Here is a 13,653-nt window from a genome sequence, read left to right as displayed (position 1 = left end):
GGAAGTCCCCGGCGACGCACGGACCGGTCACATCGCGGCGAGCCCCGCGGATTCGCGCCCCGGCGCGGCGGGCGCGATCTGATGATTGTCCATTGTAAAAGCGTGGCTTGGGTTTACCTTTGCCTCGATGAACAGTGCCGAAGCCAGCTTTCTCGTGGGACAGGTCCTCATTGCCATGCCGGGCATGGGAGATCCCAGATTCGAACGCGCGCTCGTCTTCGTCTGCGCGCATTCGGAGCGGGGGGCGATGGGGCTGATCGTCAACAAGCCCGCGACCGACCTGCGGTTCTCCGACCTGCTCGAACAGCTCGAGATTCCCCAGGGCGCGATGATGCCCGAGACGCGGGTGCATTTCGGCGGCCCGGTGGAGCATGGCCGGGGCTTCGTGCTGCATTCGGGCGAGTATCACGTCGAGGAATCGAGCCTCAGGGTGAACGAGGATTTCGCGATGACCGCGACCGTGGACATCCTGCGCGACATCGCGAACGGCCAGGGTCCGAACAGCGCCCTGCTCGCGCTGGGCTACTCGGGCTGGGGACCGGGGCAGCTCGAGGCCGAGATCCAGGCCAATGGCTGGCTGACCGCGCCCGGAACGGAGGATCTCGTCTTCGGGAGCGACGACGACGCGAAATGGGCCGGGGCGCTGCGTTCGATCTCGATCGATCCGCGGCTTCTCTCAGCCGAGGGCGGCCGGGCGTGATCGTCGGGTATGCCGCCGCGGAAGCCACGCCCGGAGATCGCGCGGACCACAGGGCCTGAAGACCGCGGGTTCACAGGGCCGCGGCGTAATCCTCCGGTCGCGGCGCCGCCGCCCTTTCGAGCCTGTCGTTGATCGCGAGACCGAGGCCGGTGCGCGGCACGGACGCGACCGCGATCCGCCGGACGCCTGTCTCCGTGGCGAGCGCATCCGCGGCGCGCAGATGCGCGAAGAGATTCGCCGCCGCTTCCATGAGGTCACCGCTCGGCGACAGGTTCAGCCCCGGCCGCAGCACCGAGACCGGACCGAACCCCAGCCAGACCTCGTCCGGCCCCGGACCCGACGCTTCGAGCCGCAGCCGCGCACGCGGCGCGTAATGCGAGGCGAGCTGGCCCGGCGCGGTGATGTGGCGCGCCGCGCGGGTGTCGACCGGGCGGCCGAGCGCCTCGGCGATGGCCTCGACCGGGAGGCCGCCGGGGCGGAGCAGCACGGGGATGTCGCCGTCGAAGGCGAGAATCGTCGATTCGAGCCCGACCCGGGTCGGACCGGCGTCGAAGACGCCGGAGATCCGGCCATCGAGCCCGTCCATCACGTGCTCGGGCCGCGTCGCGCTGACCCGGCCGGAGAGATTGGCCGAGGGCGCGGCCAGCGGACCGCCGAACTCGCCAAGGAGCCGCCGCGCGAGATCGTGGTCGGGCACCCGGATCGCGACCGTCGGCAGGCCGGCCGTGGCGAGTTCCGACAGATCGGACGCCGCCCGACGCGGCAGGACCAGCGTGAGCGGCCCCGGCCAGAAGGCGGCGCCGAGCGCGCGCGCCTCCGACGACATCTCGGTGATCGCCTCGGCCTGGGCGAGGTCGCTCACATGGACGATCAGCGGGTTGAAGCTGGGCCGTCCCTTGGCGGCGAAGATCCGCGCGACCGCCTGATCATTGGTCGCATCCCCGCCGAGGCCGTAGACGGTCTCGGTCGGGAAGGCCACTGTCCCGCCCTGACGCAGTATGCCCACCGCCGCCCGAACGCCGCGGGGCGTGTCCGATAGCATGATCGTGTTCATGAGGTCCAAGGCGTCCCCCGCGTGGCAGCCCGCCGCCCCCGGGCTGGCCTCGTTCGTATGTGTACCCTTTCGCCGCGCGCGCGAAAAGCGCGAAGGCCGCGTGCGCGCGCACAATCGCGCGTGTGATGGAGAGTCCCGGGGCCGCGCGCGAGGTACCGATTGGCGCTGACAGCGGCGCCTCGGGACGCTAGAGTGCCGCGAGCCCCGGCGAGGGGTACGAAGACGACGGAGTTCACGAATGGCCGAGCATCACCCCACGACCGAGCATGTTCCCGGGACGATGGACATCAAGGAGCACGAAAGGATGTTCGCGGCCTTCATGCGGTTCTGGGTCTATCTCTTCGGCGGCGCGATCCTCGTGCTCATCTTCCTCGCGCTGTTCAACAGCTGAGCCATCCCGGGAAAGTTCGTTCACGGTGCTGATCCGACTTCTGCTGTCCGTGCTCGCCGCGGCCGTGCTGTCCGGCTGCGAGATCTACACGCCCGCGACCCCCGACGAGATCGCGCGCGCCCGGTATGTGAGCTCCGAGCAGCCCTCGATCACGCTCATGTCCATGGTGGACGAGCGCTCGGGGAGTTCCGCGCATTCGGGCCTCCTGATCAACGGCGACCAGCAGGTGCTGTTCGATCCCGCCGGGACCTTCACCCATCCGGATCTGCCCCGCGCGGGCGACATCCACTACGGCATGACGCCGCGTTTCGTGGATTACTACGAGCGCTATCACGCGCGTTTCGACTATTTCGTCGAGATCCAGCGCGTGTCGGTGACGAAGGAACAGGCGGACAGGATTCTCGCGAATGCGATGGCCTACGGCCAGAGCCTGAAGATGGAATGCGCGATCGCCGTCAGCCGCGTTGTCCAGACGGTGCCACCCTTCACGGGCGTCGGCACGACCTTCTTCCCCGAATCGATTCGCGAGGATTTCGCCGTCATTCCGGGCGTGGAGACGCGGCGGATCTACGAAACCGACGAGGGGCAGAACAAGGTCTGGGAACAGGAGGACGCCGCGGCGCCGGGGCCGAAGGCGTGAGGGGGAGCAGGTCTGAGCGGATCGGGAGCGCCGTCGCCTCCCCGCGGAGGACCGACCGGAAGAGCCCGAAACCCTGACGCGCGGACCTGCCCGGCGCACGTGACGCCCCTCGACGAAAAACCCCCGAGGCGGGGCCCCGGGGGTTCTGGCGGAGCGCGGCGTTCGGGCCGCGCGAGCATTCGTATGGTCTGGAGTAGCCTCAGAGCAGACCTTCGCGCTGCATCTTCTTGCGCGCCAGCTTGCGCGCGCGACGCACCGCCTCGGCCTTTTCGCGAGCCTTCTTGACGGAGGGCTTCTCGAAATGCTGCTTCAGCTTCATCTCGCGGAACACGCCTTCGCGCTGCAGCTTCTTCTTGAGAGCACGGAGCGCCTGATCGACGTTGTTGTCACGAACCATTACCTGCACGTGTAGTCACCACCTTCCAGTCTAGCGTTTCGAAAATCGGCAGGAGCGCGCTATATAGGGGATCAGACAGGTTCTGTCCACCTGTCAGCTCGAGTTCGATGCGCCGGTCGGAGCGACCGGATGAAGGAGCGTGCATGCCCGATTCGCCCGAGAAACCCCAGGAAGCCCGGACGTCCGGTGATCCGGCCAGTGGTTCTACGAATGCCTCGACCGACGCGCCGCCTGGTGATTCTCTTGGCGATTCGTCCCGTGATCCGAAGGCCCAACCCTCCGATGGCGCCGATGAGGCGGGGGCGGGCGCGGACCTGCGTGCCCGGCTGATCGCCGCCGCGCTGCCGCATGTTCCCTTCGACGGCTGGACCGAGAAAACCCTGAGGTTCGCCACCCAGGACGCGGGCATCGAGCCGGGGCTCGCGCGGTTCGAGTTTCCGCGGGGCGGCCTCGACCTCCTGATCGCCTTCCACAACACACGCGACAAGGCCCTCGCGGGACGGATCGCGGCGATGGACCTCGAAGGGCTCCGGTTCCGCGACAAGGTCGCGGTCGCGATCGACACCCGCCTCGATCTGGTGGCGACCGAGAAGGACGCGGTTCGTCGGGGCGCCGCCCTTTTCGCCCTGCCGCCCTACGCGGCCGAGGGCGCCCGCGCGCTCTGGCACACCGCGGACACGATCTGGAACGTGCTCGGGGACACCAGCGACGACTACAACTGGTACTCCAAGCGGGCGACGCTCTCGGCGATCTATTCCTCGGTGCTGCTCTACTGGCTCGGCGACGACGAGCCCGGTTTCCCGCGGACCCGCGATTTCACCCGGCGCCGGATCGACGATCTGATGCGCTTTGAGAAGGCGAAGGCGAAGCTGCGCGCCAATCCCTTCGCACAGGCCGTGCTGAGTGGCCCCCGGAAGCTGCTCGCCCATGTGCGCCCGCCGGTGGACCTGCCGCCGCGCGATCTGCCGGGCTGGCAGAAAGACTGACGGGGGCGCATCCGCCGAACGCGGCCGGAGGGAACGCGACGGCACCAGCCGCGACCGGCACCGCGAGGAAATCGGCGGAACGTCGAAAAGTTGCGACCAACGGCCAGTGGGGGCGCCGGCCACCCTGTGTTACGCCGTTGCGAATGAACAGAGGAATGGAGGAACGGCGTGCGGGTGATCGAGATCACGGAGCCGGGCGGACCGGAGGTGCTGAGGCTTGCCGAGCGGGAGACGCCGGTGCCGGGCGCGGGCGAGATCCTGATCGCGGTGCATGCCGCGGGCGTGAACCGGCCGGATGCGCTGCAACGCGCGGGCGCCTATGCACCGCCGCCGGGCGCCTCCGACCTGCCCGGGCTCGAATGCGCGGGCGTGGTCGCCGAGGTCGGACCCGGCGTCACCCGCTGGCGGGTCGGTGATCCGGTCTGCGCCCTGCTGCCGGGCGGGGGTTACGCCGAATACGTGGTGACGTCCGAGGCCCATGCGCTTCCCGTCCCCGGCGATCTGACGATGACCGAGGCGGCGGCGCTCTGCGAGACCTTTTTCACCGTCTGGAGCAATGTCTTCGAACGTGGGCGTCTCCAGGCGGGCGAGAGCTTTCTCGTCCACGGCGGCTCGTCGGGCATCGGCACGACGGCGATCCAGCTCGCCGCGCTCAGGGGCGCGCGGGTCTTCGCGACCGCGGGATCCGCGGAGAAATGCGCCGCCTGCCGCGATCTTGGCGCCGAGATCGCGATCAACTACCGCGAGGAAGATTTCGTCGAGGTGGTGAAACAGGCGACCGGCGGGCAGGGGGTGAACCTGATCCTCGACATGGTCGGCGGCGACTACATCCCGCGCGGCGTCCGGGCGCTGGCGCCCGACGGGCGGATGGTGATGATCGCCTTCCTCGGCGGGTCGAAGGTCGAGCTCAACTTCGCGCTCGTGATGTCGAAGCGGCTGACGCTCACCGGCTCGACGCTGCGTCCCCAGTCGATCGAGAGCAAGGCCCGGATCGCCGAGGCGCTGGAGCGCGAGGTCTGGCCCCATCTCGCCTCGGGCCGGATCGCGCCGGTGATGGACCGGGTCTTCCCGCTCGAGGAGGCGGCGGAGGCGCATGCGCGGATGGAAAGCTCCGCCCATGTCGGGAAGATCGTGCTCAGCGTCGTCTGAAACGGGAAAGGCCGGCCCGCGATGGACCGGCCTTCCGCGTCGGATCGGCCCGCTCAGAACGTCGCGTTGACCGAGAACCAGTAGCGCCGGCCCTCGACGATGGAGTTGTACTCCTCGGGCGCGCCGGCGACGTCGCCGACGTTGTAGACGCCGCCGTTCAGCGTCACGGTCTCGTTGAGACGGTAGGTCGCGCCGATGTCGCCCGTGAAGTATCCCGGATACTCGCGCGCGAGCACCGTGACGCCGTCATCCGCGTAGACGGGCTCGCCCGCGTCGCCGATCCGGAGCCCGGCGTTCAGCTGATCGCCGATGTAGTAGCCGGCCGCGTAGGTCGAAAGCTCCGGGATCGGCGTCTGCCAGTCCACCCGGATGTTGCCGGCGTGCTCCGGCGTCCGGGTCAGCGGCAGACCGGCATAGGTGCCGGTCTTCTGCTCGGAATCGGTGTAGGTGTAGTTCGCACTGATCGCGATCGTGTCGGTCGGGCTGTAGCTCGCCGTCAGTTCGATGCCCTTGATCTCCGCTTCGTCGATATTGAAGTTGCGGAAGAGCGTGTAGTTCGGGTCCTCTTCCCACCGTGCGAAGGAGCCGTCTTCGTTGTAGACGCGCTCGTTGCTGATCTTGTCCTCGAACTTGGTGAAGAACAGCGTCGCGCCGGCCGAGAAGTTCGACAGGTTGTCATAGAGCAGCGCCGCCTCGTAGTTGACCGAGGTTTCGGGTTCGAGATCGTCGCTCGCGAGGATGACGGCGCAGGGGTTCAGGCCCTCGGGGAGCTCGTCCTCCGGCCCGTAGAAACAGCCGCCGCCGCCCGTCGTATAGGCATAGCCCGGCGCCACGTTGCGGATCTCGGGAGCGCGGAAGCCGGTCGAGACGCCGCCCTTGAGCGTGAAGTTGCTCGACAGGTTGTAGACGCCGTAGAGCCGGGGCGAGAAATGCTCGCCATAAGTCTCGTGGTTGTCCATCCGGAGGCCGGCGGTCAGCGCGAAGCTGTTGGTGATCCACCATTCGTCCTCGGCGAAGAGCGCCCATTGATAGGCCGAGTATTCCCGGTCTTCCAGGTCGCGAAGGCCCGGGTTCTGGTCGTTGATGATCGCGTCGAAATACTGGCCGCCGACGCTGAGCGTGTGGTCGCCCGCGAAGGAGAGCGGGATCACCGTGCGCGCGTCGAAGACGTTGTTGCGGACCTCGGGGCTGCGGAGGTTCTCGACGAGGCCAGCGCCCGGGACTTCCTCGGCGTAGTTGGTGCGCTCGCCGGTTTCGGTCTGCGCCGAGAGGAAGGTCTGGCCCCAGGAATAGGTACCTTCGTGGCTCAGCCGGAAGTAGTCGCGCTCGTTGTGGCTCGTGCTTTGCCCCGAGGTTTCGTCGAGGCTGGCGCCGGGATTGTACTCGTTCCGCAGCCGGGAGATGCCGGCGTCGAGCATGAAGGCGTTCTCCGCGTTCGGCGCCCAGGTCAATCGGCCGCCGATGTCGTAATCCTCGCGGTCGGCGGTGCCGTCGAGGATCTCGTCCTCGTCGCGGCCGAGCGCGCTGCCCCAGACCTGCAGGCCGAGCCTGTCTCCGACGAGCGGAACCGAGGCGTAGACCCGCCCGATGGTGGTGTCGCCGTAGTCGCGATCTTCCTGGAAGGTCTGTTCGAAGGTCAGCGAATAGACCGGTTCTTCCGCCACCTTGCGGGTGATGATGTTGATGACGCCGCCCACGGCGTCGGAGCCGTAGAGGGTGGATGCCGGGCCGCGCAGAACCTCGATGCGCTCGATGGCTTCGAGCGGCGGGATCAGCCGCTGCTCGACGCCGGCGCTGCCGTTGGTACGCGATTCGCGCGTGCCCTGGCGAACGCCGTCGACCAGGATCAGCGTGTAGCTGCCCGGCAGACCGCGGATCAGGATGTCGCTCTCGTTCGCAACTCCTGTCACGGTTACGCCCTGCGCGCGGCGCACCGCGTCGGTCAGGTCGCGGAAGGAGCCGGTCTCCAGTTCCTCGCGGGGGATCACCGAGATGCTCGCGGGAGCCTCGGTGACGGTCTGCTGGTAGCCGGAAGCGGTGACGACCATCTCGTCGAGCACGAAGGTCTCGTCCGCGACGGGGGCGGTCTCGAGCGGGGTGGTCTCGAGCGGGATATCCTGCCCGTGGGCGGGAATGGACAGATATCCGGTGGCTAGAAGGCTGGCTCCCAGAAGATCGCGAAGTCGGGGACCGTGGTCTCCTCTCATGGGGGGGAAGTCCTTTCAGGGGAGGGCGCGGCGGCGACCGCGACCGGGTGGGTACCAGATCCCGTTAGCGATTCATGACTGAAACAGTCAACTTAAATCGAGACGAAACGGTTCGGACTGTTGTACCGACGCATCATGGGCAGGATGGCTACCGGCCGCGCACGGGACCGGCCGCCGGAACCGGCGCGATGGCGACGCATCGCCGCGGGGGTCGGGATCAGGGGATCGGCGGGATGGTCAGCGGGCGGTCGCCCCGGCAGCCGTCCTCCTGAACGTCGCGCGCGCAGGCCTGGGGCTCGAGATCGCGCGACAGGCAGATCCGCACCTCGCGAAGCTTGCCGTCGGCGCAGGTCACGATCAGGTCGTCGGGCTGGAGCCAGGGGTTCTGCGCGATGAAGTCGAATTCGATCACATTGGCCAGCATCTCGCCGCCGATCTCGGGCAGGCTGATCCGCTCGAAGGCGCGCCGCGACAGGCCGTAGTAGTCATCCGCCGCGAGGCCGGAACAGCGCCCGTGCTTCTTCCACTGATACCAGGCCAGTCCCCGAGAGCCCATGATGTCGCTCATCGCCGCGGACTGGCCCCGGGACGGGTCTCGCGCATGGGTGTCGCAGTATTCCGGCCAGCCGCCGTCCGCGTATTGCGGCCAGAGCCCGTGCAGGGTGAAGCCGAGCTTACGCTCCGGGGCGCACTGCTCCGGCGGATCGCCGGCGGCGACCTCGTTCGCGCACCAGGTCGGGCTCCAGCTGAGGGCGAGCACGTAATAGTCGAAATCGCCGGCTGGTTGCGCCCGCGCGGGCCCGGCCGGGGCCGTCATCGCGCCCGCGATCAGAAGCCCCGCGAGCAGGTTCGACGCGGCTGGCCTGCGAAGCCCCTTTATCATTCGCGAGACAACCCCTATATAGCGAGGCGCATTCCCCACGAAGACCGTTTCGCGTGCTCCGGCACCCCCGAGTTTTCGGCTCGGGGAGAGTTTTGTTCGACAGGAGGAGATTCGGCTCATGGCGCTTCCATTGATGCAACGCGCGACCGCCGTCTGGCTGGTGGAGAACACCACGCTCACCTTCCGGCAGATCGCCGAATTCTGCGGCCTTCACGAGCTTGAGGTCAACGGTATCGCCGATGGCGAGGTGGCTCAGGGGATCAAGGGTTTCGATCCGATCGCCAACCGGCAGCTGACCGCCGAGGAGATCGCACGCTGCGAGAAGGACCCGCGTGCGACCCTCAGGCTCTGGCGCAACCCGGCCGCGGAGGGCGAGCAGAAGCGCAAGGGTCCGCGCTACACCCCGCTCTCGAAGCGGCAGGACCGGCCGGCGGCGATCGCCTGGCTCGTCAAGTTCCACCCCGAGCTTTCGGATGGGCAGATCGCGAAGCTGGTCGGCACGACCAAGCCGACGATCGAGTCGATCCGCGAGCGCACGCACTGGAACATCGCCAATATCTCGCCGGTCGATCCGGTGGCGCTCGGCATGTGCAAGCAGTCCGAGCTCGACATCGCGGTCGCCAAGGCCGTGGCGAAGCAGGGCAAGGACGAGGTGATGACCGACGCAGAGCGCATGAAGCTGGTCTCGACCCAGGAATCGCTCAGCCAGGACGCGGACACGCGGATTCCCTCCAACATCTCCGGGCTTGAGAACTTCAAGATCGGCGGCGGCGGCGAGCGCACGCGCGAGGATGCCAAGGCCGATGCCGAGAGCCTGTTCGCGGGGCTCGCCCCCGCCGAGGATGACGACGAGGATTGAGCCCACTCGCCGCGCATCCACCGAAGAGCCCCGCGTCGCGCGGGGCTTTTTCGTCGGGGTTGCGGCGACGGCCCGGCTTGGCGATGGTGCGGGGCGCGACGCCCCGCGGAGGGGCGCGGGTCAAGTCAGGAGGTGAAGCATGTTCGTGGCAATGAACCGGTTCCGGATCGTCCCGGGCTCCGAGGCGGCCTTCGAGGACGCCTGGCGCAACCGCGACAGCCGGCTTCACGAGGTGCCGGGGTTCAGGAGCTTCCGGCTCCTGAAGGGGCCGAGCACGGAGGAGCATACGCTCTATATCTCGCATTCCTTCTGGGAGGACCGCGCCGCCTTCGAGGCCTGGACCCGCTCCGAGCAGTTCCGCCACGCCCATGCCGGCGCGGGCGAGCGCAAGCCGCTCTATGTCGGCGGGCCCCGGTTCGAGGGGTTCGAGACGGTGATGGAGTCCTGACGGCTCCCTGATCGCCGGCTCGGCGGGGCGCCGCTTTAAAGGACCGCGCCGGTGCCGAGGCGGCGCAGGGTGGTTCGCGACAGGATGAAGGCGATCGTGGCGCAACCGGCGATCGTTCCAACCATCGGCAGCGCCGTGCCGTTCGAGAGCGCGCTCACCACCACGATCGAGAGCGCGCCCAGCACCATCTGCAACGTACCCCCGAGCGCCGAGGCGATGCCCGCGATCTCGCCATGTTCCTCGAGCGCGAGGATCATCGCGGTCGGGATCACCAGGCCGAGGAAGGCGAAGCCGCCGAACAGCAGCGCCATCAGCACCGGCAGGCTGTCGACGCCGGCGAGCGTGATCGCGAGCAGCGCCAGCATGGCCACCGCGTAGCCCGCGACGGCGGTCTTCACCACCTTGACCGGGCCATGCCGCGCGCCGAGCCGCGCCGCGAACTGCGAGGCGGCGAAGAAGCCGATCGCGTTCGTCGAGAAGGCGATGCTGTACTGGAGCGGCGTCAGTCCGAAACGCTCGATGTAGAGGAAGGAGGACGCGGCGAGGAAGGCGAAGAAGCTCGCCATGCCGAGCCCGCCGATGCAGCTGAGGCCGATGAAGACCGGATCGCGGATCAGCGTGCCGAAACCGGCCCTGAGGGCGGCGAAGCTGAGCGCCACGCGCTTCTCGCTCGGATGCGTCTCCTTCAGGACGAAGATCACCAGATAGAGGCTGACGAGCCCGGCCGCGAGGATGCCGAGAAAGACCGAGCGCCAGCCGAAGGCGAGAATCAGCAGGCTGCCCATCAGCGGCGCCAGCATCGGCCCGATGCTGATCACCAGCATGACGAGCGCCATCATCCGCGTCGCCTCGATCCCGCGGTAGCGGTCGCGGATGATCGCGCGCGGGATCACCATCACCGCCGAGGCGCCGACGCCCTGCAGGAAGCGCGCGAGGATCAGCCATTCGATCGAGGGCGCGACCGCGCAGGCCAGCGAGGCGAAGCCGAAGAGCACCAGCCCGAAGAGCAGCGGCGGGCGGCGGCCCGTCATGTCGGAGACCGGTCCGTAGATCAGCTGGCAGAGGCCGAAGGCGAGGAAGAAGACCATCAGCGTCATCTGCGTCGCCGCCGTCGTCGTGCCGAGATCGGCGGCGATCGTCGGCATCGCCGGGAGATACATGTCGATCGCGAACGGGCCGACGGCGCCGAGCAGGCCGAGGATGATCGCATTCTTGGCGAAATCGGAGAGCATCGGAAACCTGTCGGCTGGGGAGTTATTCGGCTGGCGGTTCGGCTGATAGGGGCTCGGCTGGCGGTGGATCGGACGCGGCTGGCTCGGATGGGGCCGCCTCGGACGGCGTCGGGGGCGCGATGCCTTCGTCGCGCGCGGTCGCCAGTCGCGCGAGGTTCTCCTCGTCGATGATCGGGCCGGAAAGCTCGGCGGCCCGGGCACGCAGGCTCTCCGCCCGCGCGGCGAGAGCGGCCCGCTCGGCGTCGATGCTCTCCGCGGTGGTGCCCGATTGCTCGGCGACACGGCCGAAGCGCGCCGTCTCGCCAAGCTCGGGATGCGGAAGCGCCGCCGCTTTCTCGGAGATCGGAAACCGCGCCTCGGGCGGGGCCTCGCAGCCCGCGAGCAGCCCCGAGAGGCAACCCGCGATGACGACCGCCGCGAGGCCGGCCGGGCCGGGACGGGTCCGTCCGCGGCCGGGCCGGGAGCCGGGAGAAAACCGGCCCGGAAGGGTGCCGGAGGATGGCATGTCGGTCCCGCGCATTGGTGTTTCGTCGCTGGCGCGCCCATGGCGGTGCCAGTAGTATCGGCGGCGCAGACTATCGATGCCGAAGCCGGGCGGCAAGCTCGCCGGATCATGCCAGAAGGGGAAACCAATGCCCGCGGATGCCAAGGACGATCAGACGCTCGCCGAGCAGGGGCAGCATGTCGCGCAGAACATGGCCGAGGTCTTCGACATCTCGGGTCAGATCTGGCAGAAATTCCTGGAAGCGCAGATGCAGGAAGGCGCGCCGCGCCACATCGACCCGCTCAACACCTTTCCGACCTTCGCCGAGCTTTACCGGCAGATCTGGGACAACCCCAAACAGGTCGCGGACAAGACGCTCGAATACTGGTCGGCGCAGAGCGCGCTCTGGCAGCATTCGATGCTGCGCTGGCTCGGTGCGAAGGACGTGCCGGAGAAGATCGACCTGCCGCACATGATGAAGGCCGACAAGCGCTTCGCCCACAAGGACTGGAGCGAGAACGCGGTCTTCGACTATCTGAAGCAATCATATCTGCTGACCTCGGGCTTCGTTCAGGACACCGTCGGGACGGTCGGCGAGATGAGCCCGAAGGAGCGCAAGAAGGCGACCTTCTACACCCGCCAGTTCGCCGAGGCGATGAACCCGGCGAATTTCTTCGCGCTCAACCCGGAAGTGCTCGAGGCGACGCTCAACGAGAAGGGCGACAACCTGGTCCGGGGGCTCCGGATGATGCTCGAGGATCTGGAGCGCGGGAAGGGCAAGCTCCTGATCCGCCAGACCGACATGGACGCCTTCGAGGTCGGGCGCAACACCGCCGTCTCGCCCGGATCGGTGATCTGGCAGAACCAGATCCTTCAGCTCATACAATACGCGCCGACGACCGAGCAGGTCCGCGCCAAGCCGCTCCTGATCGTGCCGCCCTGGATCAACAAGTTCTACGTCCTGGACCTCAATCCGAAGAAGAGCCTGGTCAAATGGCTGACGGAACAGGGGCATACCGTCTTCATGATTTCCTGGGTGAACCCCGACGAACGGCACGGCGGCGAGACCTGGGACAGCTACATGTTCAACGGCATGTCGGCGGCGATCGACGAGGCGCTGCGGGAGACCGGGCAGGAGAGCCTCAACATCGCCTCCTACTGCGTCGGCGGCACGCTCGCGGGCACGATGCTCGCCTATATGGGCAAGACCGGCGACAAGCGCGTCGCCTCGGCGACCTTCTTCACCGCCCAGCTCGATTTCGAGGACGCCGGCGAATTGCAGATCCTCGTCGACGAGCAGACGATCGGCCTGATCGACGAGGACATGCACAAGGGCTACATGCCCGCCGACAAGATGGCGCAGGCGTTCAACATGCTGCGCGCCAATGACCTGATCTGGGGCTATGTCGTCTCGAACTACATGCTCGGCAAGGAGCCGTTTCCGTTCGACCTGCTCTACTGGAACGCGGATTCGACCGCGATGCCGGCGAAGGTGCACGGCTTCTATCTGCAGCAGTTCTACGTCCGGAACGCGCTCGCGCAGGGCGCCTTCAGCGTGCGCGGCGTGCCGGTGACGCTTTCCGACATCAAGGGGCCGGTCTATCACGTGGCGACGCGCGAGGATCACATCGCGCCGGCGGCATCCGTCTATCGCGGCGCGAAGGAAATGACCGGGGCCGACCTCCGCTTCGTCCTTTCCGGCTCGGGCCATATCGCGGGCGTGGTCAACCCGCCGGCGCTCGGCAAGTACCAGTTCTGGACCAACCCTGACATGAGCGGGGCGGAACTCGACAACTGGCTGCCCGCCGCCGAGGAAACGCCCGGCAGTTGGTGGGTGGACTGGGACGCCTGGCTCGGGAAGCATTCGGGTGGCATGGTCCCGGCCCGGGAGCCCGGCGCGGTGCATGGCGTGGTCGAACCCGCTCCCGGCAGCTACGTGAAGCATCGCTTCGACAAGGCCGACGACGAGGCGGCCGGGGGCAGGGTGGAAGCGGGGGCGGAGGTCGGGGCCGAGATCAAGCCGGCCGCCAAACCCGAGGTCAAGGCCGAGGCCAAACCCGCCGCCAAACCCGCCGCCAAGCCCGACGCCAAGGCCGCCAAACCTGGACCGAAGTCCGCTGCGAGATCCGCGGCTGGGACCGTTCGGGCGCGGCGCGGCGCGAAAGCGCCGGACAAGGACCAGTAAGCTCCGCCGAGCCCATATCAGGCTGTGCTGACAATCGG

14 protein-coding genes are annotated in these 13,653 nt (G+C 67.9%); 8 read left to right on the top strand and 6 right to left on the bottom strand.

Annotated elements, in window-relative coordinates:
- Window positions 1-127: 127 nt before the first annotated feature.
- Window positions 128-700, top strand: coding sequence for a YqgE/AlgH family protein (locus tag ACLJK8_RS02105; RefSeq protein ID WP_413148347.1), 573 nt, complete (start codon window positions 128-130; stop codon window positions 698-700).
- A 70-nt stretch (window positions 701-770) separates the two neighbouring features.
- On the opposite strand, the gene ACLJK8_RS02100 is transcribed toward ACLJK8_RS02105, so the two are convergent.
- Window positions 771-1,754 carry an L-threonylcarbamoyladenylate synthase gene (locus tag ACLJK8_RS02100; RefSeq protein ID WP_413148346.1) on the bottom strand — a complete coding sequence of 328 codons (984 nt, stop codon included), beginning with the start codon at window positions 1,752-1,754 and terminating at the stop codon, window positions 771-773.
- A gap of 238 nt (window positions 1,755-1,992) precedes the next feature.
- On the opposite strand from ACLJK8_RS02100, the gene ACLJK8_RS02095 reads away from it, so the two are divergent.
- The gene (locus ACLJK8_RS02095; RefSeq protein ID WP_413148345.1) at window positions 1,993-2,145 is read left to right on the top strand and encodes an aa3-type cytochrome c oxidase subunit IV; all 153 of its coding nucleotides are present in this window, start codon (window positions 1,993-1,995) and stop codon (window positions 2,143-2,145) included.
- A 25-nt stretch (window positions 2,146-2,170) separates the two neighbouring features.
- Window positions 2,171-2,785, top strand: coding sequence for a hypothetical protein (locus ACLJK8_RS02090; RefSeq protein ID WP_413148344.1), 615 nt, complete (start codon window positions 2,171-2,173; stop codon window positions 2,783-2,785).
- Between the two features lie 199 nt (window positions 2,786-2,984).
- On the opposite strand, the gene rpsU is transcribed toward ACLJK8_RS02090, so the two are convergent.
- Complete coding sequence (gene rpsU / locus ACLJK8_RS02085) at window positions 2,985-3,191, bottom strand: 30S ribosomal protein S21 (RefSeq protein WP_140453348.1); 207 nt, start codon at window positions 3,189-3,191, stop codon at window positions 2,985-2,987.
- A 134-nt stretch (window positions 3,192-3,325) separates the two neighbouring features.
- On the opposite strand from rpsU, the gene ACLJK8_RS02080 reads away from it, so the two are divergent.
- Together ACLJK8_RS02080 and ACLJK8_RS02075 are read left to right on the top strand one after the other, a co-directional pair.
- Window positions 3,326-4,168 carry a COQ9 family protein gene (locus tag ACLJK8_RS02080; RefSeq protein WP_413148342.1) on the top strand — a complete coding sequence of 281 codons (843 nt, stop codon included), beginning with the start codon at window positions 3,326-3,328 and terminating at the stop codon, window positions 4,166-4,168.
- Between the two features lie 168 nt (window positions 4,169-4,336).
- On the top strand, window positions 4,337-5,317 hold the full coding sequence (locus ACLJK8_RS02075) for an NAD(P)H-quinone oxidoreductase (RefSeq protein ID WP_413148341.1): 981 nt from the start codon (window positions 4,337-4,339) through the stop codon (window positions 5,315-5,317).
- A gap of 53 nt (window positions 5,318-5,370) precedes the next feature.
- Here the strand turns inward: ACLJK8_RS02075 and ACLJK8_RS02070 are convergent, their stop codons facing one another.
- Together ACLJK8_RS02070 and ACLJK8_RS02065 are read right to left on the bottom strand one after the other, a co-directional pair.
- Window positions 5,371-7,524, bottom strand: a complete 2,154-nt coding sequence (locus ACLJK8_RS02070; RefSeq protein WP_413148340.1) for a TonB-dependent receptor domain-containing protein — start codon at window positions 7,522-7,524, stop codon at window positions 5,371-5,373.
- Window positions 7,525-7,741: 217 nt separating this feature from the next.
- A complete protein-coding gene (locus ACLJK8_RS02065; RefSeq protein ID WP_413148339.1) occupies window positions 7,742-8,407 on the bottom strand; it encodes a ribonuclease T2 family protein in 666 nt (221 codons plus the stop codon).
- Window positions 8,408-8,525: 118 nt separating this feature from the next.
- Between ACLJK8_RS02065 and ACLJK8_RS02060 the strand changes: the two genes are divergently transcribed.
- On the top strand, window positions 8,526-9,266 hold the full coding sequence (locus tag ACLJK8_RS02060) for a DUF1013 domain-containing protein (protein WP_413148338.1): 741 nt from the start codon (window positions 8,526-8,528) through the stop codon (window positions 9,264-9,266).
- Window positions 9,267-9,405: 139 nt separating this feature from the next.
- Window positions 9,406-9,714 carry an antibiotic biosynthesis monooxygenase family protein gene (locus tag ACLJK8_RS02055; RefSeq protein ID WP_413148337.1) on the top strand — a complete coding sequence of 103 codons (309 nt, stop codon included), beginning with the start codon at window positions 9,406-9,408 and terminating at the stop codon, window positions 9,712-9,714.
- A 35-nt stretch (window positions 9,715-9,749) separates the two neighbouring features.
- Here the strand turns inward: ACLJK8_RS02055 and ACLJK8_RS02050 are convergent, their stop codons facing one another.
- Both ACLJK8_RS02050 and ACLJK8_RS02045 read right to left on the bottom strand, forming a co-directional pair.
- Window positions 9,750-10,946 carry a multidrug effflux MFS transporter gene (locus ACLJK8_RS02050; RefSeq protein ID WP_413148336.1) on the bottom strand — a complete coding sequence of 399 codons (1,197 nt, stop codon included), beginning with the start codon at window positions 10,944-10,946 and terminating at the stop codon, window positions 9,750-9,752.
- A 22-nt stretch (window positions 10,947-10,968) separates the two neighbouring features.
- Window positions 10,969-11,466 carry a hypothetical protein gene (locus ACLJK8_RS02045; RefSeq protein ID WP_413148335.1) on the bottom strand — a complete coding sequence of 166 codons (498 nt, stop codon included), beginning with the start codon at window positions 11,464-11,466 and terminating at the stop codon, window positions 10,969-10,971.
- Between the two features lie 112 nt (window positions 11,467-11,578).
- Between ACLJK8_RS02045 and ACLJK8_RS02040 the strand changes: the two genes are divergently transcribed.
- Window positions 11,579-13,615, top strand: coding sequence for a PHA/PHB synthase family protein (locus tag ACLJK8_RS02040; RefSeq protein ID WP_413148334.1), 2,037 nt, complete (start codon window positions 11,579-11,581; stop codon window positions 13,613-13,615).
- The last annotated feature ends 38 nt before the right edge of the window (window positions 13,616-13,653 follow it).

The sequence above is a fragment of the Amaricoccus sp. W119 genome, from assembly GCF_047275745.1.
Taxonomy (GTDB): domain Bacteria; phylum Pseudomonadota; class Alphaproteobacteria; order Rhodobacterales; family Rhodobacteraceae; genus Amaricoccus.
Note: the sequence above shows the minus strand (reverse complement) of the source record. Positions and strands in the feature narration are given on the sequence as shown.